This is a genomic window from Bradyrhizobium sp. WSM4874, assembly GCF_055811835.1.
In genome coordinates, this window is the sequence record NZ_JBVVPR010000201.1 from 1 (window position 1) to 530 (window position 530).

At 64.7% G+C, this 530-nt stretch carries 1 pseudogene; it reads right to left on the reverse strand.

Annotated features, from left to right (window positions below):
• Positions 1–530 (reverse strand): annotated as a pseudogene (locus AC0L3P_RS40035) (IS5 family transposase); the annotation flags it as partial.

The window sequence follows — 530 nt, forward strand, 5'->3', positions numbered from 1 at the left end:
GCGACGCACGATTTCGCCGCGAAGGTTGTCGCCGTCATATGCTTTGTCGGCGAGGAGCGCGCTCATCGGCGGCGCGAGCGCCAGAACATCGGGCGCCGCCGCAATATCGGCATCCTGGCCTGGGGTCAGATGCAGGACGATCGGCCGGCAGAGCGGATCGCTCAGCGCATGGATTTTTGTCGTGCGGCCTCCGCGCGAGCGGCCGATGGCTTGGTTGTGCTCCCCCCTTTTCCGCCGGAGGCGCACCGGTGAGCTTTAATCGAGGTCGAGTCGAGCGACAGCGCGACGGCATCTTTGCCGGGCCTGGCCAGTGCTTCAAAGATGGTGCACCATCGCCCACGCTTGGCCCAGCGGTTGAAGCGATTATAGACGGTCGTGTAAGGACCGTATTCGCGGGGGCAATCGCGCCATCGCGCCCCCGACTGCAGCATGTGGATGATCCCGCTGATGATGCGGCGGTCGTCGTCCCGCTCCGGTCCCTTCAGCCCCGTCGGCAGATGAGGCTCAATACGCGCCCATTGCCTATCATT